Origin of the sequence: Faecalibacterium sp. IP-1-18 (assembly GCF_023347355.1) — a bacterium.
In the GTDB taxonomy this organism is placed as follows: domain Bacteria; phylum Bacillota; class Clostridia; order Oscillospirales; family Ruminococcaceae; genus Faecalibacterium; species Faecalibacterium prausnitzii.
The window spans coordinates 2,720,181-2,742,575 of the sequence record NZ_CP094472.1 but is presented as its reverse complement, the minus strand read 5'-3'; the positions used below and the strand labels follow the sequence as shown (position 1 = coordinate 2,742,575).

Here is a 22,395-nt window from a genome sequence, read left to right as displayed (position 1 = left end):
CGGATATGCAAGAGTGGAAAATGCGAACAAGGGAAATCGCATATCTTCTCAATCCAGCCTTTTGCGGAAGAATACTATATACCACGATTCGGGCGTACAACGAAAAGTCGCATCGGGCATTTCCATTTCCGCTGGTTTATTTGGTTTTACCCTTGGTCTTACATAAAGAAACGAGAGCTATAATATCCAGTAGAACACATCTGCATATATGGGCTCAACAAAATCCGCAGCTTTTGATAGACTTTCCTCGAAGAGCGAGTGAGTTGATTCCTATTACAAATGAAGCGGTTGAAATGTTACTTCAGACAAGAAAAATTATTTTGACACCATCTGGCGAACTGGAAGTTCCTCCAAGGTCGAAAATTCTGAATAGAGAAAAGTATACCGATTCTGAAATTGCGGAATGCCTTACGAAATGTGCACATATCGCAAGGTGGTTTGAAGATGCTGGGAAAGTCGAAAACATTTACATCAGTTTGGGGGTAAGACCATGATGCAAATACGAGAACTTGTGCTATATGGACGCAATGGAAAAGTCCGCCATTTACCCTTTTCACTTGGAACGGTGAATATTATTACTGGAAAATCAAAATCGGGAAAATCTGCTGTTGGTGATATTATTGATTACTGTATGGGTGGATCATCTTGTAATATTGCCGATGGTGTGGTGCGAGATACGGTTGACTGGTACGGATTGCTTTTACAATTTGAAGATGAACGAGTTTTTGTGGCTCGAAAGAACCCAGAAAAAGGACAGCAAACAACGAGTGACTGTTACATTGAAGTAGGCAAAGAAATCGAATCCCCACAAACGGGCGAATTTTCTTCTAACACAAATGTAGACGGAATAGAAGAAACACTTACCCGAAGAGTAGGAATTTCTGAAAATTTGAATATTCCACCAGAAGGTCAAAGCAGAAAGTCGTTGGCTGCAAACATTCGACATGCGCTGTATTATTGTTTTCAAGGACAGGACGAAATTGCAGCCAAGAACTTTTTGTTTCATCGCCAGTCAGAGAATTTCATTACACAGGCTATTAAGGATACTATCCCGTATTTTTTAGGTGCAGTTAGTGAAGGGGCTTTGGCTTTAGAAAATGAGCGAAGCATTCTTAAACGGCAGTTGGTTATTGAAAAGCGAAAACTTGAAGAGAATAGATACTTGATGGGTGGCGGTTCAACACGAGCAGCTGTGTTGATTACAGAAGCGCAACAGGTCGGCTTGCTTGATGCAAATATTCCCATTGACTATCAAAACTATGGAAAATTGCAATCCGTTCTTGAAAGTGTTGAAAAGTGGAATCCAAGTATGGAAGATTTTGACGATGGAATGGACGAATTGACCTCCTTGCAAAGTAAACTGCATGAAGCTCAAAATGATTTGAATGAAATCAAAGAAAATCTTAATAGTGCAAAACGCTATTGGGGAGAAACAACTGGTTACACAAGTGAAGTTGAACACCAAAAGTTAAGACTTGAATCAATCGGATTGTTTGAGAAATTGGACTTTAATCCGGGAGAATGCCCATTATGTTTTGGAAAATTGACACAACCTCTTCCAAGTGTTGAAATGATAAAAAAATCTATCACTGCTTTGGATAAATCGATCGAGAGCGTTACAAGAGAACAACCAAAGTTGCGAACTTTTATTTCAAAGTTGGAAAATGATGAACAACAGAAGCAAGAAGAAATAAAAAGATTAAAAACCGAGATTGATAGCTTATACCAGCAGGAAGATGAAAAAGAAAAACTTCGTGATTTGAACGTCCGTAGAGGAAAAGTTATTGGTCGGATTAGTCTTTGGCTTGAAAGTGTGCAGAATGATGCTACATCGGAAGCTCAAGAGCAGCACATAAAAAAGATTGAGGAGAGACTAAATGAAATAGATGGTGCGCTAAATAGAGATTCTGTTGAGGAGCGTAAGCAGTCAGCACTGTCGCGGATACAGCAGTATATGACAAAATGGGCAGAAGAGCTGCAGCTGGAGCATAGCGATAGTCCCTATAGACTTGACTTGAACAAGATGACTGTAGTTGTAGACAAATCAGATCGCCCTGTGCCGCTAAAACAACTAGGAAGTGGCTCTAACTGGGTTGGAGTACATCTTATAACCTATTTTGCACTCCAATATTATTTTATCGAATCAAATCGTCCTGTTCCAAGATTTCTTTTTCTCGATCAGCCCTCGCAGGTTTATTTTCCTTCAGAACTTGATGAACAAAAGATAGACGAAGATGAAGTTAATAAAATGTACAAGTTCATAATTGACAGGACGGAGGAACTTCATGGCCAGTTGCAGGTCATAGTGGTAGATCATACTGCCGGAGAAGAAGATCAGTCCCATCAGTTTGTCACAGAGAGCTGGTGGAAAGACGATAAAAAACTCATCCCGGATGATTGGTATGAGCCAAATGAGGCATTGATTCCTGTATCTTAAAAATAGTAGTTGACTACAATAAAGCCCACAGGCTATCTAGCCTGTGGGCTTTGCTGTATTTTCAAATTCTAGAGTTCAAATACTCTACCAGTTCCCAAACCGTTGTCAACGGGTTACTTTGCCGTGAAATCGGCTCGATATCCTGATTCTGAAGCTGGCCGGCACGAGTTTTAGCTCGCTGGATTGCAGTGGATTGCAAAGGCTTCAAAACGTCAAAGTAATCCTTGTTTTTCTCATAATCAGGAAGTCTGCCCGGCTGTTTCAGCAATCGAATCAATGCTTGGCAATCTTCAACCTCTGTCTGCTGATTTACAAAATGTAGTAGGAACCACAGCTCAAAGGATGGATTGGAGTAGGCCAGATGGTAGCCTTCCTTTTGAGCGGACTGTTTGGCGCGCAGAAGTACCTCGTTAGAATTATCGTCACGGTCAAAGACGCACCAGATGGAATCGCCTTCATCGGGATAGTAGGGATTGTTGCCCATAGTGGCTTTGGCTTTCTGCACAAGCCTGTCGGCAGATTTATACTGAGAAGAAATCGGGATGATGTCGATGTTACAGCCCCGACTTCGGAAATGCTTGAAATACCGAATCTCGGTTTCACTGCCTTCGCAGATGAGGTATACGACAGGATTTCGCTTTCTGGTTCGGGCGGGTTTGCGGCTGAGTTCTTTTATTCTGCCCATACTGCATTCCCTCCAATGAATGGGATCGCCCCATACCGGCCTTGCAGATAGCCTTTGGCGATGTTCTCACCTTTCCGGGGAGAAAACTCGGTCAGGGCATAAATATCGGTCTGCATGGTCTTTTCGTTCTTCTCTGCAAACCAGATCTGATCGCGCCGCAGCAACGTCAGGTCGAGAAGTCCGGTATCGTGTGTTGTAAAGATGAGTTGTGCATGGTTTGTATTGATAGCGTCATCCTGCACCATCTCGATCAGATGCCTTGTCAGCAGCGGGTGCATACTGGATTCTATCTCGTCTACTACCAAAACAGAGCCGGATTCCAAAGCCGCAAGCCACATACCGATGCGAGAGAAGAAACGCTGTGTCCCAACAGATTCCTGACCCAACGGGAGCCAGAACCCCTCAGAAGCGCCATCTTCGGCATCGAGAATGTGCAGTGCGGAGATGATAGGCTCTTCCTTGGAGCCTGTAATGCGGATGTCTTTGATACCGAGGTCTGCATACAGCATTTCATGCAGGATACGGCTCTTTTCAGAGCCGCCCTGCCGGATGGCAGACAATGTAGCATCCAGCCGCATTTCGGTTCCCATAAAGCCTGTCAGTTTTTCAAAGAACCACAGATACGCCTTTTCAGTCTGGGGGCAGTTCCACTCGTTGGAGCTGGACAGGTAAAGCCGGTTTTCTGCGGTGCGTCCAGAAAGCGTAAGCTGTTCTTGGATGTTTTCACGAAATTGGTAGTCGTTTCCCTCTCTGGAAAAAATCAAGGCTTCCCGGCCATTCGGCCAGTGATAGAGATATTCGGTCAGGACTTTGGATTTGTCAAACGAGAACCCATAGGCATACTTGATGCCGCCATAAAAATAGATGGCTTCAAAGCTGGTCGGCTGTGTAGGCTGGTCGGTGAAAGCAAACGGCTCTTGCGGAAGGGACTCACCTTTCAGCAGCTTGGCATATCGGCCACAGACCATTTCCCGCATGAGCAGGAGGGCATGGAGAACATTGCTCTTCCCGGCTGCATTTGCGCCGTACAGTGCCAGCACAGGCACAAGCTGTTTCTTCTCGTCCGGCGAAATCAGGCAATCAGACAGACTTTTATCCGTAGATGCTTTCAAGCTGATAATAGCCGTGTCCTTGATGGAGCGGTGGTTGGTGACTGAAAATTGAAGCAGCATCGCGATTCCTCCCAGATGATTTTCTGAATCCAGTGTACTCTATTCTGGGCGAAAAGTCAAATTTTGATTTTGAAATTTGCAAATATTCCGCAAAAATCAAGAATAAAATCTAAAATATCGGATTTTGATACCATTCGGATGCTATCAGGGATCATTCTGCATACACGACTTCCCTCACCACTACCTCTTCAGCCTGCGCTTTCAGCCCGTTCATGTGCGCCACCCAGAGAAGCTGTGCGCGCTCTTTGTCCGGCGCGGGGTACTTGTCTAACAGAGTGGTCATCGTGCGTTCCAGCCACGCGTAGGCCGTTTTCTGGACATCCTGCAAATGCGGCCAGAGCGTACCGTTCAGCAACATCCGGCTGTACAGCACAGGACGCTGATTCTTGAGATAGGCCAGCCGCATCCGGCCATACTTGCCCAGCGGTTCGGAATCATCGGTCTGCGGCAGGGTGAGCAGGGGCAGCTGATACTCCCCGACCTGTGCGTAATGGATCTCGGTGCGGACGGCGTTCGTGCTCTTCATGGGAATTCTCCTTTGCATTTTCAACGTGTGTTATGGCCTTTGTGGAAAACAGCGCTTACTTCTTCCGATTCTGTGCGGTCAGCCAGTTGCCCTGCGCCTGATAGTAGTGCTCCATCGTGGTGGGTGCGTTCAGGATGGTGGTGCGCAGATAGGCCATGATGTTCTTGATGGGCTGGGTGGTGTTGGACATCACATCGAAGATGTACTCAACGTGCTGGCTGGTCAGCTTGTCCAGCCGCAGCCGAATGGCTTTAGTGGTCTGCGGCTGCTTGCCGACGTACTGAGTCTGTCGTGGACAGCAGTACATCTCCACAATGTTGTCCAGCAGTTCCTCCAGCTTGTCGGGGTCGTACCGCTGGGCAAGAGTGTCGATCTCCAGCCGTTCCCGGAACTCCTCCCGTACCTGTGCTTCCATCTGGTCAAAATCCGCAGATTCGTCCGTCTGCCCTGATAGATTAGTACTTTGTCTTTTAGTATTTTGTTTATTAGTATTTTGTTGTGTTGGATTCTCCAACGTTGGAAAACCCGACATTGGATTTTCCAATGATGGTGAATTTGGCGCTGGAGCAGGGCGTTTTTCAATCCGTTCTTTCTGCGGCAGTTCAAAGACTTCATAGTTGTAGTCAATAATGCGGCCACGGGCATCACGGACTTTGCTCCGACACAGATACCCGCCATCTTCCAGTTCGTGAACCGCACTTCTCACACTGTCGATGCCATCCCTGCACCCGGTTGTCAGCCCTTTAAGGCTGTAATCCCAATCGTCCGGCAGGGAGAGCATATAGGACAGCAGTCCCTTGGCCTTCAGGGACAGCCTCTTATCCTGCAGGTGGTGGTTGCTCATGACGGTGTAGTTGACATTTTTATTGACGCGGAATGTTGACATGGCGGCTTCCCTTTCAGCCCAATGCGGGCAAGAGAAAACGCAGCATCTCCCGGCTTTCGGGAAACGCTGCGTTCAGACAGGGAAGCCTGCTGTGAGCTGGCACAGCAACGGCAGCACTGCATATTTCTAACGGACATCTAACACAACTACACCTGAAATGCAGCCGCTGACGGCCCGTGTGAAAAAGGCTTTTTCTAACGTCATTTCGCAAAAAGCGGCTGATTTTTGCCTGCAAATTGCGGTGTGACGTGCCTTTTTTGAGGTTACAAAAATGCCCTCAGCTGCCAATGACGGCCGCGCGGGACCAGCTTCATCCAACAATTTTAAAGACTCGAAATCGTTTTGTCCTTAACCGGGCACGTGGGTTCGAATCCCACCATCTCCGCCAACAAAAAGCACCGGCTCAGGCTGGTGCTTTTTTTGCGGCTAAGATGGTGAGGATGAGAACAGGGCGACGGTCCGCAGACCGCAAGCAATCAGCCCAGTGCAACGACGACGACCGCTGCCTGTGGCAGAAACAGGGAGGAGTTGTTGGGGCAGCGTTCTGATTTTTCAAAGCCCTGCCAAGGGGCTGCGGAAAAATCAGCAAACGCAACCCGTTGCTGTTGCTTAGCCCGCGGGAGAATATCCACCATCTCCGCCAACAAAAAGCACCGGCTCAGGCTGGTGCTTTTTTGCATATCCAACCGGATTTTTCCAGCCTTCCAAAAGTATGTATCAATGGTTGTAGTTCAAGATTTTCTCAAGCGTATCTGCAAACCTGACATCCTGCTCCTTCGTCCGCTTTTGGCTCCCCTTGGGGTGCTTTCCGGCACGGAGGAGCTTTTTGTTTTCATAACGCCGTAGCATGAGAGCGTCTATATTATCAGCGGTGTATTCCAAACCGTTCTGATTCAGCACCCGGGCACACTTGGCAAGGCACATACTCGCCAGCCCGTAGTCCTGCGTCACAACCACATCTCCCGACTTTACCCGGTTGACGAGAGCAAAATCCACGCTGTCCGCTCCTTTATCGAACACCAATGTCTGCGCACCTTCTCGCTCGATTTGGTGAGAGGTGTCGCACAGGATGATGACCGGAACGCCAAACCGCTTTGCAATCTGCAACGTCAGATTAACGACTGGGCAGCCGTCGGCATCGATCAAAATATTCATCGACTTTCCTCCATCACCCACCGAAAGGCTTTCGCCGTGCGCAGGTCGGCGTCTTTGAAATGCCCGCCGCTGTTCCATTCAAGGGTGCAGTCTGCGCCACACTCTGCAAGCCGGCTGTGCAGGGCACGGATGTTATCGCCCACCGCAGCCATGACGGTGTTTTTCGTGTGTTCCTCCTTGTCGCCAAGGCTTAGATAAACGCGCTGTGCCTGTATCGGGTGCTGCTGTTCAAACTCCATCCAGTCCGGAAACCACACAGAGGGCGAGGCGGCGGCGACACCATAGAACAGATCAGTCTGGGTGGACGCCCACAAAGCAAACAGTCCGGCCAGTGAGTAGCCACCCAGAATGATTTTGACGTTTTCCGGGAGATCAAGCTGCCACTTTAGCGTGGGAATGACCTGCTCCGTCAGAAAGCACAGGGTTTCCGTAGCATTGCCACCGAAACCTTGCTTTCCCCAAACAGCAGGGGCTTCCCACGGAGAAAGTGCATCATTCCAGCTTTCCACTGGAATAGCTGCAAACAGAAAGTGGTGCGCACTTTGTGCAATAGCGGTAACCTCACTTTCCATGCTTTGCAGCTCATGTTCGCCGGTCATTTGGAGCAGTAGGTATTCTGCATGGGGCTCGCCGTAAATGCGGCAAGGTTTGTTCCCAATTTGCATTGTCTGTGCGGTCACTGCGGCATCCTCCCGAAAAAATTTTGATAAGCCCAGTATAGCAACTGAAAAATCATTTTGCAATTCGAAAAGGCTTTCATAGCCGTGGCAATTGGCACAAAGATACTGCCCCTCTTCGCTCAAGTGGGCGATTTCTTTTTCAGGGAGCAGTTCGTTCACAGCTCACTTCAGCTTGCTCAGGTAGCGGTAGATGGTGGCCTCCGAGGAGCCCAGCTGGGCGGCGACCTCGCTGACGGCACCCTTCATATAAAAGATGCCCGCGTGGTGCAAGGACTCCACGATGCGGATCTTTTCCTCCATGGTCAGCCGGTCGGGCGGCAGCCCGGCGCTGCCGGTCACCTCGGCAATGGCATTCTGCACGGCATCCGGCAGGGAACTGACAAAGTTCTCCACTCCGATGCCGGTGGAGGAAGGCTCGGTGTGTGCCCCGCAAAGGGCAAGCAGCTCCTGCGCGATGCGGCTGTACTTGCCGGCGTCAAAGTTGATGCAGAGCATCCCGATGAGCTGGCCGTTATCCTTGATGAACATGGTGGAGGAGCGCAGCCGCCCCTTGGCCTGCGAAGCGCCCTGATAGCCCGCCAGGTAATCCTGCTTTTCATACATCCGCTCCTGAATGAAGCGCAGCGCCATGTTGGAAAGGGGCGCACCCTCGGTGCGTCCGCTGATGTGGTTATTGACGATGGCAACAATGGTACCGTCCTCACTGGTAAGGTCGTGCAGAACTACCTCGTAGTCCGGACCCAGCGCCTCCCCCAGAAAAGATACCACTACGCGATAAGGCTCAAGTCTTGCATCCATCCCGTTCACCTCTTTTGTACTGCTGGAGCGCGTAAGAAAAAATTCTCATGCGTGTTCTATTGCTATCATAGCAGAAATGACAGTTTTTTACAATAAGAAGGTGCGTTGTATCCATTGTTTCGTCAAAGTGATGACATTTATCGGGACTTTTTGTCATGCGCGACAATTTATTCTCATGGTAAGAAAATATTATTGACAAAATATTCTCATTGCGTTAGGATAGTGTCAGCGAGGGAAGGACAGCCCTTCCCAACAAATGGAAAAGGAGAAAAATCGGATGAAACAGGTGATCGTTACCCCCAATGCTCCCGCTGCCATCGGCCCCTATTCGCAGGGCATCGCTGCGGGGCAGACCGTCTATGTATCCGGGCAGCTGCCCATCGACCCGGCCACCGGCCTGATCCCGGAAGGCATCGCCGCCCAGACTGCACAGTCCCTCAAGAACATCCAGGCCATTCTGGCACAGCAGGAGATGACGCTGGCCAATGTGGTCAAGACCACGGTGTTTCTGGCGGACATCAACGATTTTGCAGAGATGAACAAGGTGTACGGCGAGTATTTTGCGCAGCCCTACCCCGCGCGCAGCGCGGTGCAGGTGGGCAAGCTGCCCAAGGACGCTCCGCTGGAGATCGAGTGCATTGCTGTAAAGTAAGTTCCCCCGCACGGGAAGAAAAGAAACGGTGAACCAAATGGATAAACAGATGTTCGTTCGCATCCTGAACAGTGAGATGGAGCTGGCCACCGGCTGTACGGAGCCCGGCGCAGTCGCTCTCACCGCCGCAGAGGCGGGCGCAGCACTCCGCAAGGCGGGCGGCACACGGGTAGAAGCCGTGACCGTCCGCGCCAGCATCAACATTATCAAAAACGCCATGTCGGCAGGCATTCCGGGCACCTCGTATCAGGGCATGGATTACGCCGCCGCCATTGGTGCCGTAGGCGGCGACCCCGTCCACCTGCTGGAGGTCATGAACTATGTGCCCCGGGAGCAGATGGAGGAAGCCGCAGCCCTTGTCAAGGCAGGCAAGGTCAAGGTAGAGGTGGCACAGGTGCCGCAGAAGCTCTACGTTGAGGTGGTTGTTACTGCCGACGGCCACACCGGCCGTGCGGTGGTGCGGGATCTGCACACCAACGTGGTGCTGGTGGAGCAGGACGGCGTGGCTACGCTGGACAAACAGCACGCCGACCCCGCCGCAGCAGGGGACAGCGATGTGGTGACCCCGGAGCAGATCGCAGAATTTCTGACCGTCCGCTCCATCTAGGATTACTGCACTGAGGAGCTGGACCCCATGCACGATCCCATCGACATCATCCGCAGCGCCGTACAGGTGAACACGACTATCAGCAACGAGGGTCTTTCCAAGGAATACGGCCTTGCTATCGGTCGCAATCTGGAGCTGAACTGCCGCAAGGGTCTGATGACCCGCGACCTGACCACCAACGCCATGGTCATCGCTTCTGCCGGTGCGGACGCCCGCATGGCAGGCGCACCGGTTTCGGTGGTGGCAAACTCCGGCAGCGGCAATCAGGGCATCACGGCTACCATGCCTGTGGTGGCAACTGCCCGCTGGCTGGACATCGACGAGGAGAAGATGCTCCGCGCCGTGACCCTTTCCAACCTGATCGCGATCCGCATCAAGGCTAAATTCGGCCGTCTGAGCAACCTTTGTGGTGCAACGGTTGCTGCCACCGGCGCAGCCTGCGGCATTGCCTATCTGCTGGGTGGCGGCTACCATGAGGTATGCTGCACCATCCAGAACATGGTGGGCAACATCACCGGCATGGTATGCGACGGCGCAAAGGCCGACTGTGCACTGAAGATCTCTACCTGCGTCAACGCTGCCTGTCAGGCAGCTGCCATGGGTGTGCGCGGCGTGCGGGTGCAGAGCACCGACGGCATCGTGGAGCACAATGTGGAGTATACGCTGGACAACTTTGCCACCCTGAGCACCCACGGCACCAGCGACAGCGTGATCCTTGATCTGATGCTGAACAAACACCTCCCGGAGACGGAATAAGTCTCCCCACCCAGCCCCTTTCCGGGGAAAAAGAAAGAGGTACTAAAGTTATGAAAAAGCTATTCCATAGTCTGCCCTTCCGGCTTTTGCTGGGCATTTTTGTTGGTATCATCCTTGGTCAGATATTCAATGAGAGCACTATGGGCGTTGTGGTGACCCTGCAGTACATCATGGGTCAGCTCATTACCTTCTGTGTGCCGCTGATCATCATCGGCTTCATTGCCCCGTCCATTACAAAGCTGGGCAAAAACGCCTCCCGTCTGCTGGCAGTGGCCATCGTCATCGCCTATGTGTCCTCTGTCTGCGCAGCCTTCATGAGCATGGGCGCCGGCTACGGCCTGATCCCTCACCTGTCCATCGACAACAACGTTGCCGGTCTGCGCGAGCTGCCGGGCGTCGTCTTTGAGCTGAACATTCCCCAGATCATGAGCGTCATGAGCGCTCTGGTGCTGAGCGTTCTGGTGGGTCTGGCTGCTACCTGGACCAACAGCAAGCTGACCTGCGACTTTTTGGCCGAGTTCCAGAACATCGTGCTGGACATCGTGAGCAAGGTCATCATCCCCGTTCTGCCCTTCTACATTGCCGCCACCTTCTGCGGCCTGAGCTACGAGGGCACCATCACCCATCAGCTGCCCGCCTTCCTGCAGATCATCGTCATCGTTATGGCCGGTCACTACATCTGGCTGGCTGTGCTGTACCTGCTGGCCGGTGCTTACTCCGGCAAGAATCCTTGGGAAGTGGTGCGTCACTACGGCCCCGCTTACCTGACCGCTGTCGGCACCATGTCCAGTGCCGCTACGCTGGGTGTGGCGCTGGAGTGCGCCCGCAAGAGCAAGGTCCTGCGTAAGGACATGGTCAGCTTCGGCATCCCCCTGTTTGCAAACATCCACCTGTGCGGCTCTGTGCTGACTGAGGTGTTCTTCTGCATGACCGTTTCCAAGATCCTGTACGGCAAGCTGCCCAGCGTTGGCACCATGATCCTGTTCTGCCTGCTGCTCGGCATCTTCGCTATCGGCGCACCCGGCGTGCCCGGCGGCACTGTCATGGCTTCTCTGGGCCTGATCACCGGTGTCCTGATGTTCGACAACGCCGGTACCGCTCTGATGCTGGCCATCTTCGCCCTGCAGGACAGCTTCGGCACCGCCTGCAACGTGACCGGTGACGGCGCTCTGACCCTGATGCTGACCGGCTACGCCGAGAAGCACGGCATTGCCGATACCGGCGACCTTGAAAGCCCGATCCTGTGATAAAAACCTGCGCACTCCTCCTTAATTACAAGAGACTGTGAACAGACAGTCCCAAAATCTCCGAAAAGCCCCGGCGACCGCATGGCCGCCGGGGCTTTTTGTGCGGCAACCCGGTTTGATATCCGGCGTAATGGGATGAAATTTCTGAAACGCCTTTAAAACCATAAAGTAAAATGCTATACTAGAAGGACATTGGGTGCGCTGAAAATGCGCAGCCTGAAAGGAGCTTTTATGACGCAGCTTTTGATTCGTCTGTTTATACGCCGTCCCAATTCTCCGCAGGATCCCCGTGTCCGTGCCGCCTACGGCAATCTGGCCAGTGTGGTGGGCATGGTGTGCAATATCCTGCTCTGTCTGGGCAAGTTTGTGGTGGGTACCCTGTTCGGCTCTATCGCCATCACTGCCGATGCACTGAATAACCTTTCGGATGCTTCCTCCAATATCGTCAGTCTGGTGGGCTTCAAGCTGGCTGCCAAGGCACCGGATGCCGAGCATCCCTACGGCCACGCCCGCTTTGAGTATCTGGCGGGGCTGGTGGTCAGCGTGACCATTCTGGGCATCGGCTTCTCCCTGCTGAAGGAATCGGTCACCAAGGCGCTGCACCCCACCCCGGTGCAGTTCGGCTGGTTGACCGTGGCGGTGCTGGTGGTGTCCATTCTGGTCAAGCTGTGGATGAGCGGCTTCAACCGTGCCATCGGACGTATCATTTCCTCCGAGACCCTCATCGCCACCGCCGCCGACAGCCGCAACGACGTGCTGAGCACCGCTGCCGTGCTGGTGGCTGCCATCCTCTGCCGGGTGACCGGCTGGGACGTGCTGGACGGCCTGATGGGCGTAGGCGTGGCGGTGTTCATCCTGATCTCCGGCTGGGGTCTGGTGATGGATACCCTGAGCCCGCTGCTGGGTGAAAGCCCCAGCGAGGATCTGGTGGAGCATATCGAACAGACCGTGATGGGTTATCCCGGCGTGCTGGGCGTACATGACCTGATGGTGCACGACTACGGCCCCGGCCATCAGTTTGCGTCCATCCATGTAGAACTGCCCGCCGAGCAGGACCCGCTGGAAGCGCACGACCTGATCGACAACATCGAGCGGGACTTTATGAAGCACGACCATCTGATGGTGACCATCCACTATGACCCCATCGTCACCTCGGACGCCGCCGTGGGGGTGCTGCGCAGCCGCCTGACCGAAAAGCTGCGCCAGCTGGACCCGGCGCTTTCGCTGCATGATCTGCGCATCGTGCCGGGCAAGACCCACACCAATGTGCTTTTCGATCTGGTGCTCCCCGCGGGCTATGCCGGGGACAAGGTGGAACTGCTGACCCAGATGGAGCAGTTCATCAAAGAGCAGGATCCCACCTATAACTGCATCATCAAGCTGGAACAGAGCTATACGGCTGCGGCTCATAAATGAGGGGAAGCCGCCCCGCACAGGCTCTGTGCAGATATAAGGAAAGCAGAGGGAAAGTAGTATGCTGAACGAGACCTACCGCGCCATGCTGAACAACAAAAGCGTCATCCGCGAGACCTTCATGTATGGCAGACAGCGCGCTGCCCAGATCGGCAGCGAGAATGTGTTCGATTATTCACTGGGCAACCCCAGCGTGCCCTGCCCGCCGGAGTTCACCGAGGCCATGCAGACCCTGCTGGCACAGGAAGAGCCGGTAAGCCTGCACGGCTATTGTCCCAGTCAGGGCGACCCGGGCTTCCGCACCGCTGTGGCGGCGCATCTGACCGAGACCTTCGGTCTGCCCTACGCGCAAAAGCACATTTTCCCCACCACCGGCGCGGCGGGTGCTATCGCCCACGCCATCCGGGCGGTGACCCAGCCCGGGGACGAGGTGCTGACCTTTGCGCCTTACTTCCCGGAGTACGGCCCCTATGTGGCGGGCACCGGCGCAGTGCTGCGGGTGGTGCCGCCGCAGGCGCCCACCTTCCAGCCCAATCTGGATGCCTTTGCACAGATGCTGACCGAAAAGGTCACCTGCGTGCTCATCAACACCCCCAACAACCCCACCGGCGTGGTCTACTCTGCCGATACCCTGACCCGCATGGCGGCGATTTTGACCGAAAAAAGCGCCCAGTACGGCCACAATATCTTCTTGGTCAGTGACGAACCCTACCGGGATATCGTGTTTGACGGCAAGACCGTGCCTTACCCGGCGGCGTTCTACCCCCACACCCTGACCTGCTTCTCCTACTCCAAGAGCCTGAGCCTGCCCGGCGAGCGTCTGGGTTATGTGGCAGTGCGCCCGGGGTGCGAGGGCGAGGACATCCTTGTGGACATGATGAGCCAGATTTCCCGCTTTACCGGCCACAACTGCCCGCCCAGCATCATCCAGCGGGCGGTCAGCTGCTGCCAGAAGGTGACCAGCGACCTTTCGGTCTACCAGACCAACATGGAACTGTTGTACGAAAAACTCACCGCGCTGGGCTTTGAAGTGGAGCGCCCGGGCGGCACCTTTTATATCTTCCCCAAGGCACTGGAAGAAGACGCCAACGCCTTCTGCCAGAAAGCCCGGGAATTTGATCTGCTGCTGGTGCCCAGTGACAGCTTTGGGGTAAAGGGCTATGTGCGCCTTGCCTACTGCATCGACACCGAAAAGGTAAAGCGCAGCCTGCCCGCCTTTGAAAAGCTGGCAGCCGCCTACCGCAAGTAACCGGAACGCCCCTGCATGGGGCATAAAATACACAACCAATAGAGGAAAGGGAACCCTGCTATGGAAAAGATCAAGATGACGACCCCGCTGGTGGAGATGGACGGCGACGAGATGACCCGCATTTTGTGGAAGATGATCAAGGACGAGCTGATCCTCCCCTTTGTGGACCTCAAGACCGAGTACTACGATCTGGGCTTGCCCAACCGCGATGCCACCGCAGATCAGGTGACCATGGATGCCGCCCTCGCCAACAAGAAGTACGGCGTGTCGGTCAAGTGTGCCACCATCACCCCCAACGCTCAGCGCGTGGAGGAGTACAAGCTGCATGAGATGTGGAAGAGCCCCAACGGCACCATCCGCGCTGTGCTGGACGGCACCGTGTTCCGCGCACCCATTATGATCGACAGCATCCAGCCGGTGGTCAAGAACTGGAAAAAGCCCATCACCATCGCCCGCCACGCCTACGGCGATGTGTATAAGTGCACCGAGTTCCGCATTCCCGGTGCGGGCAAGGCGGAACTGGTGTTCACCGGCGCAGACGGCAGCCAGCAGCGTGCCACCGTCTTTGACTTTGAGGGTGCCGGTGTGCTGCAGGGGCAGTACAACAAGGACGATTCCATCCGCAGCTTTGCCCGCAGCTGCTTCAACTACGCACTGGACGTGAAGCAGGATCTGTGGTTCGGCGCAAAGGATACCATCTCCAAGAAGTACGACCACACCTTCAAGGATATCTTCCAGGAAACTTACGATGCCGAGTACAAGGAAAAATTTGAAGCTGCCGGCATCACCTACTTTTACAGCCTGATTGACGATATCGTGGCGCGCGTCATCCGCAGCGAGGGCGGCTTTGTCTGGGCCTGCAAGAACTACGACGGCGATGTGATGAGCGATATGGTCTCCACCGCCTTTGGCTCACTGGCCATGATGACCAGTGTGCTGGTCAGCCCGGATGGCAAGTACGAGTACGAGGCCGCCCACGGCACCGTCACCCGCCATTATTATAAGTACCTGAAGGGCGAAAAGACCTCTACCAACCCCATGGCTACTATCTTTGCGTGGTCGGGCGCCTTCAAGAAGCGCGGCGAGCTGGATAACCTGCCGGAGCTGGTGCACTTTGGCGAGGCACTGGAAGCCGCAAGCCTGCAGACCCTGAACGAGGGCATCATGACCAAGGACCTGTGCGGTCTGGCAGAGGGCATCACCCCCACCGCCGTGGACAGCGAGGGCTTTATCAAGGCCATCCGTGAGCGTCTGGAAGCCAAGCTGGCATAAAACGATTTTCAATATAACATAAAAACCGGAACGATCCACCCGAAAAAGGGAAGATCGTTCCGGTTTGTGTTTTAGGCAGGATGTGCGACAAACTGGAAGTTACCATTTTCCTTTAACGATTCGTCCACCGACCAAAATGGAAGAAAAAATAGCAGCGAAAATCAAAAGGGTAATCCAAATCGGGCTGAGTACCCATAGCCATGACCACGAAATCAATCCTGTTACTTTTAGTACAGCGAAAATCAAAACTAAAGCAACAATAGGATCCATCCTGGATCGGTGGGATTTCTTCTCCGTGCGCATAACAGAACCTCCTTGAATTCCGATTTGTTGGTTACAAATGTAGTGCGTCCAGCACTTCATTTACGATGTCCAGCGATACCTGCCCCGGGGCACTGGCCTGCCCGGGGTTGGCAAAGGTCATGGCAGAACCAAAGGCCTCCCCAGCCAGACGGCTCACCGCACCCAGCGCCCCCATGCTCATGGTGATGACCGGTGTTTCCGGGTGAAGGTCGGCCATCTCAACGGTGGCGGCCAGCAGCTCCAGTACATCGGTGCGGCACCGGGGCATTACGGCCAGCTTGGGCAGGTCGGCTTCGGCCTGCTGCATCTGTACCATGCGGGAGACGAGTTCTGCCCGGGGCGGGGTTTTGGCAAAATCGTGGCTGGAGCACACTACCGCCACCCCGGCAGAATGTGCCTGCTCTATCAGTGCGGGCAGGTCTGCCCCGGCGGTGAAGAACTCGATGTCCAGCAGGTCGGCGCAGTCAGTGTCGAGGATCAGGCGCAGAAAGGCAAGGTATTCCTTATGGGAGAGCGCCTGCTCGCCGCCCTCTGCCTTGGTACGGAAGGTCACCAGCAGAAGCTTGTCCCGCAGGGTGACCCGCAGTTTCTGTACGCAGCGGGCAATGGCAGCGGGGGACTGAAAGCCTTCGAACCAGTCTGCCCGCCATTCCACACAATCGGCCGACAAGGTTGAAAACTGCGCGGCCTTTTCCAGAATAGCAGCTTCGGTGCGCTCCACAATGGGCAGAATGACCTTGGGGCGGCCCTCCCCGATGCGGCAGCCGCGGATGTTGACACAGGACATGGTGCTTCTCCTTTATATAATAAGTATAGCTACATAATACAGGATACTGGAATGACTCCATAATACGTTCTACCCGCCGCCTTGTCAAGAAAAGGAGGTTATTATAATAGGAGAAAAACAGGAGCATTTACCCCCGCGCAAAGAAATTGGAAAAAAGATGTCAAAAAGTGTTGACAAGATTGCCGGGGTGTGGTATTATACTTGAGCGCCAAGCGCTGAGACAAAAGAATGACTTCTGAAGCCTCAGCAGGAAGCCCTTGAAAAGAACCAATAGACGCTGAAAAGTTCCGGCTGATACCGAGAAACCTGAAGCGCTCCAAGTTCAGAAAAGTTCAAAAGCTTCTCAAAAAAGTGCTTGACAAAAAACCGCTTCTGTGGTAAAATAATCAAGTCGTCAGCCGAAAGGCTGAGGCGCACAGGACCTTGAAAATTGAACAATATCGAAAGAACTTGTAACGGAACCTATTTTCGTGTTGGAAAAACACGGTAAACAATTCCAAACAAAAGTAATTCACACAGGACGCAAGCGATTGCGTGCTGAGCGAAACAAGATTTAACACTTTTAAGTGATAAATATCATTTATAAAGAGTTTGATCCTGGCTCAGGACGAACGCTGGCGGCGCGCCTAACACATGCAAGTCGAACGAGCGAGAGGAGGTTTACTTTCTCAAGCGAGTGGCGAACGGGTGAGTAACGCGTGAGGAACCTGCCTCAAAGAGGGGGACAACAGTTGGAAACGACTGCTAATACCGCATAAGCCCACGACCCGGCATCGGGTAGAGGGAAAAGGAGCAATCCGCTTTGAGATGGCCTCGCGTCCGATTAGCTAGTTGGTGAGGTAATGGCCCACCAAGGCGACGATCGGTAGCCGGACTGAGAGGTTGAACGGCCACATTGGGACTGAGACACGGCCCAGACTCCTACGGGAGGCAGCAGTGGGGAATATTGCACAATGGGGGAAACCCTGATGCAGCGACGCCGCGTGGAGGAAGAAGGTCTTCGGATTGTAAACTCCTGTTGTTGAGGAAGATAATGACGGTACTCAACAAGGAAGTGACGGCTAACTACGTGCCAGCAGCCGCGGTAAAACGTAGGTCACAAGCGTTGTCCGGAATTACTGGGTGTAAAGGGAGCGCAGGCGGGAAGACAAGTTGGAAGTGAAATCCATGGGCTCAACCCATGAACTGCTTTCAAAACTGTTTTTCTTGAGTAGTGCAGAGGTAGGCGGAATTCCCGGTGTAGCGGTGGAATGCGTAGATATCGGGAGGAACACCAGTGGCGAAGGCGGCCTACTGGGCACCAACTGACGCTGAGGCTCGAAAGTGTGGGTAGCAAACAGGATTAGATACCCTGGTAGTCCACACTGTAAACGATGATTACTAGGTGTTGGAGGATTGACCCCTTCAGTGCCGCAGTTAACACAATAAGTAATCCACCTGGGGAGTACGACCGCAAGGTTGAAACTCAAAGGAATTGACGGGGGCCCGCACAAGCAGTGGAGTATGTGGTTTAATTCGACGCAACGCGAAGAACCTTACCAAGTCTTGACATCCTGCGACGGACATAGAAATATGTTTTTCCTTCGGGACGCAGAGACAGGTGGTGCATGGTTGTCGTCAGCTCGTGTCGTGAGATGTTGGGTTAAGTCCCGCAACGAGCGCAACCCTTATGGTCAGTTACTACGCAAGAGGACTCTGGCCAGACTGCCGTTGACAAAACGGAGGAAGGTGGGGATGACGTCAAATCATCATGCCCTTTATGACTTGGGCTACACACGTACTACAATGGCGTTAAACAAAGAGAAGCAAGACCGCGAGGTGGAGCAAAACTCAGAAACAACGTCCCAGTTCGGACTGCAGGCTGCAACTCGCCTGCACGAAGTCGGAATTGCTAGTAATCGCAGATCAGCATGCTGCGGTGAATACGTTCCCGGGCCTTGTACACACCGCCCGTCACACCATGAGAGCCGGGGGGACCCGAAGTCGGTAGTCTAACCGCAAGGAGGACGCCGCCGAAGGTAAAACTGGTGATTGGGGTGAAGTCGTAACAAGGTAGCCGTAGGAGAACCTGCGGCTGGATCACCTCCTTTCTAAGGAGTCAGGCAATGACAGAGCATCTAAGATGATCGGTCATTGGAACAGGTGACAAGTTAAAGTTTAAGTAGATATTGTTCGATTTTGAGGGCCCTGAAAAGGGGTTACTCAAAACCTTATGTGGGGGTTTAGCTCAGCTGGGAGAGCACCTGCTTTGCAAGCAGGGGGTCAAGGGTTCGATTCCCTTAATCTCCACCACATGGGCCAATAGCTCAGCTGGCTAGAGCACACGACTGATAATCGTGAGGTCGATGGTTCGAGTCCATTTTGGCCCACCATGTGGTGAAAATCAGAGTTCCGGGAGACCGGGCTTTGAGGGACATCACCAAGACGTACCTTGAAAACTGAATAATAACTGCGAAACAAAGATTATAGTAAGTTCTTTTTTAAGAAATATTACAATTTCAAAAGGAAGGGTAACAATAATCTTCGTTGGCAAGAGAGAATCAAGAGGATACCAAATGTTCTTAAAGAACGTTTGAAAGGTCAAGCGAACAAGGGCGCAGGGCGAATGCCTTGGCACTGGGAGCCGATGAAAGACGTGATAAGCTGCGATAAGCTTCGGGGAGCTGCAAATAAGCATTGATCCGGAGATTTCTGAATGAGGAAACTCACCTGGGTTCATACTCAGGTACGTTATACTGAACTTAAAAATAGGTATATCGAGGGAACCGCCTGAACTGAAACATCTAAGTAGGGCGAGGAAGAGACATCAAACGAGATTCCGTAAGTAGTGGCGAGCGAACGCGGAAGAGGGCAAACCGGAAGTAGAAATACTTCCGGGGTACGGACCGCATTTAGGACTTAAGTTGTTAACCGAACGGCATGGGAAGGCCGGTCAGAGAGTGTGAGAACCACGTAGGTGAAAACGACAAGAGCTGAGCGAGTTCCAGAGTACGGCCAGACACGTGAAACCTGGTCGGAATACGGGGGGACCACCCTCCAACCCTAAATACTACCCAGTGACCGATAGCGTATAGTACTGTGAAGGAAAGGTGAAAAGCACCCCGGGAGGGGAGTGAAAAAGAACCTGAAACCCTGTGCCTACAAGCACCTAGAGCACGTCAATGTGTGATAGGGTACTTTTTGTAGAACGGTCCGGCGAGCGATTGTATGCAGCAAGGTTAAGGACTTAAGGTCTGGAGCCGAAGCGAAAGCGAGTTTGAAAAGGGCGTTAAGTTGCATACAATGGGCCCGAAACCGGGTGACCTACCCATGGTCAGGTTGAAGTGGAAGTAAAATTCCATGGAGGACCGAACCGACCTCCGTTGAAAAGGCGGCGGATGAACTGTGGGTAGCGGAGAAATTCCAATCGAACCCGGAGATAGCTGGTTCTCCCCGAAATAGTTTTAGGACTAGCCTCAAGTTAGATACCTGGAGGTAAAGCACTGAATAGCCTAGCGGCCGAGAGGTTAGCGAAGCTTATCAAACTCAGAATGCCAGAGTATTGATGCTTGGGAGTCAGACAGTGTCAGATAAATGTCATTGTCAAAAGGGAAACAGCCCAGATCTACAGCTAAGGTCCCAAAGTCAGGTTAAGTGGAAAACGATGTGAAGATACGTAGACAACCAGGATGTTGGCTCAGAAGCAGCCACACATTCAAAGAGTGCGTAATAGCTCACTGGTCGAGCGTCTTTGCGCGGAGAATTTAACGGGGCTAAACCTGACACCGAAGCTTAGGCAATACAGCAATGTATTGGGTAGGGGAGCGTTGTATACGCGGTGAAACAGTAGCGCAAGCGGCTGTGGAGTGTATAGAAGTGAGAATGCCGGAATGAGTAGCGCGAATGCAGTGAGAATCTGCATGGCCGAAAGCCTCAGGTTTCTGGAGGAAGGTTCGTCCGCTCCAGGTTAGTCGGGAGCTAAGGTGAGGCCTAACGGCGTAGCCGATGCACAGACGGTAGAGATTCCGTCACCACCAAAAGAGTTAAGCACAGGGACACATTTGAAGTCTCGGAGCCGGGTGTTGGTTCCGGTAGCGATCGAGGGAAGTTAGTACCGAAGTCCGGGATGGAAGATGGCGAGAAAAGCTGTGTGTATTTCTGCGGTGCCCGTACCGCAAACCGACACAGGTAGGTAGGAAGAAGATTCTAAGGCCAACGGGAGAAGGGTTGTTAAGGAACTCGGCAAATTGACCCCGTAACTTCGGGAGAAGGGGTGCTCCAGAGATGGAGCCGCAGAGAATCGGCCCAAGCAACTGTTTACCAAAAACACAGGTTTGTGCTAAATCGAAAGATGACGTATACGAGCTGACGCCTGCCCGGTGCTGGAAGGTTAAGAGGAGATGTGCAAGCATTGAATCGAAGCCCCAGTGAACGGCGGCCGTAACTATAACGGTCCTAAGGTAGCGAAATTCCTTGTCAGGTAAGTTCTGACCCGCATGAAAGGCGTAATGATTTGGGCACTGTCTCGACAGCCCGCCCGGCGAAATTGTAGTACCGGTGAAGATGCCGGTTACCCGCGACAAGACGGAAAGACCCCATGGAGCTTTACTGTAGCCTAATATTGGGTTTCGATGTTGCATGCACAGGATAGATGGGACACAGGGAAACAAGTGCTTTGGCATTTGTGGAGTGGCCGTTGGGATACCATCCTTGCGATATTGGAATTCTAACCTGCGCCTTTGAATCAAGGCGGGGGACATTGTTAGGTGGGCAGTTTGACTGGGGCGGTCGCCTCCTAAAGAGTAACGGAGGCGTTCAAAGGTTCGCTCAGCTTGAACGGAAATCAAGCAAAAGAGTGCAAACGCAGAAGCGAGCCTAACTGCGAGACTGACGGGTCGAGCAGTAACGAAAGTTGGAGTTAGTGATCCGGTGGTATGTGAGTGGAAATGCCATCGCTCAACGGATAAAAGTTACCCTGGGGATAACAGGCTGATCTCCCCCAAGAGTCCACATCGACGGGGAGGTTTGGCACCTCGATGTCGGCTCATCGCATCCTGGGGCTGTATTCGGTCCCAAGGGTTTGGCTGTTCGCCAATTAAAGCGGTACGCGAGCTGGGTTCAGAACGTCGTGAGACAGTTCGGTCCCTATCTGTCGTGGGCGCAGGATATTTGATGGGAGCTGTTCCTAGTACGAGAGGACCGGAGCGGACGTACCTCTGGCGCACCAGTTGTTCTGCCAAGGGCATAGCTGGGCAACTATGTACGGATCGGATAAACGCTGAAAGCATCTAAGCGTGAAGCCGACCCAAAGATAAGATATCCCATTGTTTCAAACAAGTAAGACCCCTTGAAGACTACAAGGTTGATAGGCACGATGTGTAAGTGGAGCGATCCATTCAGCAAGCGTGTACTAATAGGTCGAGGGCTTGACCACAATTCGCTTGAGACTTTTAAGTCAACGAAAAAATGTTAGCAGTGATTATTCAGTTTTGAAGGCACGTCCTTCTAAGAAATGCTGGACAGATACACAGAAATGTGCTATACTGATTCAGTCAAATCGGTCGGTGTCGATGACGGTAAGGTTCCACCTGTTCCCATTCCGAACACAGAAGTTAAGCTTACTTGTGCCGAAGATAGTTAGCTGGAAACGGCTTGTGAAAATAGGTAGTCGCCGACTTAACAAAAACGCTTCAGGAGAATTCCTGGAGCGTTTTTTTGAGTGAAAAAGATGAAATATCTACAAATAGAACAAGATATAACTGAAAATTCATATTTTGTTAAAATATTTCGT

General features: G+C 52.6%; 19 protein-coding genes, 2 tRNA genes and 3 rRNA genes. 14 read left to right on the top strand and 10 right to left on the bottom strand.

All coding sequences use genetic code 11. The features are described 5' to 3' along the window. The first annotated feature begins 5 nt into the window (after positions 1-5). Positions 6-494, top strand: a complete 489-nt coding sequence (locus MTP43_RS13025; protein ID WP_156059550.1) for a three component ABC system middle component — start codon at positions 6-8, stop codon at positions 492-494. Continuing rightward, on the top strand, positions 491-2,437 hold the full coding sequence (locus MTP43_RS13020) for a DUF3732 domain-containing protein (RefSeq protein WP_249234882.1): 1,947 nt from the start codon (positions 491-493) through the stop codon (positions 2,435-2,437). The genes MTP43_RS13025 and MTP43_RS13020 overlap by 4 nt, the downstream gene beginning before the upstream one ends. Before the next feature lie 61 nt (positions 2,438-2,498). On the opposite strand, the gene MTP43_RS13015 is transcribed toward MTP43_RS13020, so the two are convergent. The 8 genes from MTP43_RS13015 to MTP43_RS12980 form a co-directional block, all read right to left on the bottom strand. Further along, positions 2,499-3,122: an RloB family protein gene (locus MTP43_RS13015; protein WP_249234881.1), complete on the bottom strand. Its 624-nt coding sequence runs from the start codon at positions 3,120-3,122 to the stop codon at positions 2,499-2,501. Beyond that, positions 3,110-4,294, bottom strand: a complete 1,185-nt coding sequence (locus MTP43_RS13010) for an AAA family ATPase (RefSeq protein ID WP_249234880.1) — start codon at positions 4,292-4,294, stop codon at positions 3,110-3,112. Before MTP43_RS13010 ends, MTP43_RS13015 begins: the two co-directional genes overlap by 13 nt. A gap of 151 nt (positions 4,295-4,445) precedes the next feature. Then, complete coding sequence (locus MTP43_RS13005; protein ID WP_249234879.1) at positions 4,446-4,820, bottom strand: TnpV protein; 375 nt, start codon at positions 4,818-4,820, stop codon at positions 4,446-4,448. A 55-nt stretch (positions 4,821-4,875) separates the two neighbouring features. Then, a complete protein-coding gene (locus tag MTP43_RS13000; RefSeq protein WP_249234878.1) occupies positions 4,876-5,706 on the bottom strand; it encodes a DUF6017 domain-containing protein in 831 nt (276 codons plus the stop codon). A gap of 476 nt (positions 5,707-6,182) precedes the next feature. Next, positions 6,183-6,392, bottom strand: a complete 210-nt coding sequence (locus MTP43_RS12995; RefSeq protein ID WP_097782289.1) for a hypothetical protein — start codon at positions 6,390-6,392, stop codon at positions 6,183-6,185. A gap of 31 nt (positions 6,393-6,423) precedes the next feature. Beyond that, entirely contained in the window at positions 6,424-6,861 is a 438-nt protein-coding gene (locus MTP43_RS12990) for a YaiI/YqxD family protein (RefSeq protein WP_113621544.1), read from the bottom strand. After that, positions 6,858-7,700 (bottom strand): alpha/beta hydrolase-fold protein, encoded by an 843-nt coding sequence (locus MTP43_RS12985; RefSeq protein WP_420484799.1) that lies wholly within the window; start codon positions 7,698-7,700, stop codon positions 6,858-6,860. The genes MTP43_RS12990 and MTP43_RS12985 overlap by 4 nt, the downstream gene beginning before the upstream one ends. A 3-nt stretch (positions 7,701-7,703) precedes the next feature. Beyond that, positions 7,704-8,339 (bottom strand): helix-turn-helix transcriptional regulator, encoded by a 636-nt coding sequence (locus tag MTP43_RS12980; protein ID WP_005925497.1) that lies wholly within the window; start codon positions 8,337-8,339, stop codon positions 7,704-7,706. A 277-nt stretch (positions 8,340-8,616) separates the two neighbouring features. Between MTP43_RS12980 and MTP43_RS12975 the strand changes: the two genes are divergently transcribed. The 7 genes from MTP43_RS12975 to MTP43_RS12945 all read left to right on the top strand — a co-directional run bounded on the left by MTP43_RS12975 (position 8,617) and on the right by MTP43_RS12945 (position 15,535). Next, positions 8,617-8,991: a RidA family protein gene (locus tag MTP43_RS12975; protein ID WP_005925500.1), complete on the top strand. Its 375-nt coding sequence runs from the start codon at positions 8,617-8,619 to the stop codon at positions 8,989-8,991. A gap of 37 nt (positions 8,992-9,028) precedes the next feature. Further along, on the top strand, positions 9,029-9,598 hold the full coding sequence (locus MTP43_RS12970; protein WP_249234877.1) for a hypothetical protein: 570 nt from the start codon (positions 9,029-9,031) through the stop codon (positions 9,596-9,598). A gap of 27 nt (positions 9,599-9,625) precedes the next feature. Further along, on the top strand, positions 9,626-10,354 hold the full coding sequence (locus tag MTP43_RS12965; protein WP_249234876.1) for an L-serine ammonia-lyase, iron-sulfur-dependent, subunit alpha: 729 nt from the start codon (positions 9,626-9,628) through the stop codon (positions 10,352-10,354). A gap of 50 nt (positions 10,355-10,404) precedes the next feature. After that, complete coding sequence (locus MTP43_RS12960) at positions 10,405-11,601, top strand: dicarboxylate/amino acid:cation symporter (protein ID WP_097782293.1); 1,197 nt, start codon at positions 10,405-10,407, stop codon at positions 11,599-11,601. 231 nt (positions 11,602-11,832) lie between these two features. Further along, complete coding sequence (locus MTP43_RS12955; protein ID WP_044960569.1) at positions 11,833-13,017, top strand: cation diffusion facilitator family transporter; 1,185 nt, start codon at positions 11,833-11,835, stop codon at positions 13,015-13,017. Positions 13,018-13,075: 58 nt separating this feature from the next. Continuing rightward, on the top strand, positions 13,076-14,263 hold the full coding sequence (locus MTP43_RS12950; protein WP_117526163.1) for a pyridoxal phosphate-dependent aminotransferase: 1,188 nt from the start codon (positions 13,076-13,078) through the stop codon (positions 14,261-14,263). Positions 14,264-14,323: 60 nt separating this feature from the next. Next, on the top strand, positions 14,324-15,535 hold the full coding sequence (locus MTP43_RS12945) for an NADP-dependent isocitrate dehydrogenase (protein ID WP_005925517.1): 1,212 nt from the start codon (positions 14,324-14,326) through the stop codon (positions 15,533-15,535). Between the two features lie 99 nt (positions 15,536-15,634). On the opposite strand, the gene MTP43_RS12940 is transcribed toward MTP43_RS12945, so the two are convergent. Both MTP43_RS12940 and aroD read right to left on the bottom strand, forming a co-directional pair. Continuing rightward, the gene (locus MTP43_RS12940; RefSeq protein WP_097782296.1) at positions 15,635-15,838 is read right to left on the bottom strand and encodes a hypothetical protein; all 204 of its coding nucleotides are present in this window, start codon (positions 15,836-15,838) and stop codon (positions 15,635-15,637) included. Between the two features lie 31 nt (positions 15,839-15,869). Beyond that, positions 15,870-16,625, bottom strand: coding sequence for a type I 3-dehydroquinate dehydratase (aroD, locus tag MTP43_RS12935; protein WP_097782297.1), 756 nt, complete (start codon positions 16,623-16,625; stop codon positions 15,870-15,872). A gap of 579 nt (positions 16,626-17,204) precedes the next feature. Between aroD and MTP43_RS12930 the strand changes: the two genes are divergently transcribed. The 5 genes from MTP43_RS12930 to rrf all read left to right on the top strand — a co-directional run bounded on the left by MTP43_RS12930 (position 17,205) and on the right by rrf (position 22,281). After that, a 16S ribosomal RNA gene (locus MTP43_RS12930) occupies positions 17,205-18,715 on the top strand. A gap of 126 nt (positions 18,716-18,841) precedes the next feature. Continuing rightward, positions 18,842-18,917, top strand: a tRNA-Ala gene (locus MTP43_RS12925). A 3-nt stretch (positions 18,918-18,920) separates the two neighbouring features. Next, a tRNA-Ile gene (locus MTP43_RS12920) sits at positions 18,921-18,997 on the top strand. Between the two features lie 206 nt (positions 18,998-19,203). Then, positions 19,204-22,038: ribosomal RNA gene (locus MTP43_RS12915) — 23S ribosomal RNA — on the top strand. A gap of 126 nt (positions 22,039-22,164) precedes the next feature. After that, a 5S ribosomal RNA gene (gene rrf, locus MTP43_RS12910) occupies positions 22,165-22,281 on the top strand. Together the 16S, 23S and 5S rRNA genes with 2 tRNA genes alongside form the textbook arrangement of a ribosomal RNA operon. Positions 22,282-22,395: the final 114 nt, after the last annotated feature.